Below are 757 nucleotides of genomic sequence, written 5' to 3'. Positions count from 1 at the left end.
AGGATTGCGAGGCCGTGTTCGCTCAGATCGCCAGCCTCTTCCCAATGGCCGGTCAGGAGGGCGAAAAGGAAGGTGAGGGAGACCGACAGCGTGACGAGAAATTCCGCCGTGCTGACCGTGCCGATCACGTAGCGCGGCGCGCCGCCGGCTCCGAGCAGCCCTGTCGTCACCACAGGGCCCCAGCCACCGCCGCCGACGGAATCAAGAAAGCCACCGGTGAGCGCGAGGGGAGGGGCGACCGCGGCGGGGACCGGGCGGCTCGGGATCTTTCGGAAGGAGCGAATCAGCAGATAGATACCGATGATCGCCAAATAGGCGGCGACATAGGGTTTCATGATGTTGCCGGGAAAGCTCGTCAGCACGTAGGTCCCGGCGACGCCGCCGACGATCCCGAACGGCACAAGACGCCAGAACAGCTTCCAGTCGATGTTGCGATGAATGGCATGGGCGGTGCCCGAGGCCGCGGTGGTGAAGAGTTCTGCCGCGTGAACCGAAGCCGAGGCCGTGGCCGGCGGGACCCCGAAAGACATGAGAACCGTGGAGGAGACGACGCCATAGGCCATGCCGAGGGCGCCGTCGACGAGCTGCGCGAGCCCGCCGACGAGAAGGAAAAGCAGGAAGTCGTTCATGCAAGGCTCCCGTCGAGTCGCGATGACGGAAGCCTAATTCAATTCATACTGATTTGATAGGAATTAAAATCCTACGGCGTTGCTCTGCGGGAAACGGTGATTGCCTTCTTGTCGTTGCCGGGAGCAAA

The 757-nt window shown here is 62.7% G+C and carries 1 protein-coding gene; it reads right to left on the bottom strand.

Annotated elements, in window-relative coordinates; translation table 11 throughout:
• The coding region (locus tag ATO4_RS26720) for a sulfite exporter TauE/SafE family protein (protein WP_083595116.1) at positions 1-629 on the bottom strand (629 nt) is incomplete at its 3' end.
• Positions 630-757: the final 128 nt, after the last annotated feature.

The organism is Aurantimonas sp. 22II-16-19i (assembly GCF_002088275.1).
Lineage (GTDB): Bacteria > Pseudomonadota > Alphaproteobacteria > Rhizobiales > Rhizobiaceae > Jiella.
This window is presented reverse-complemented; position numbering and strand designations above follow the sequence as displayed.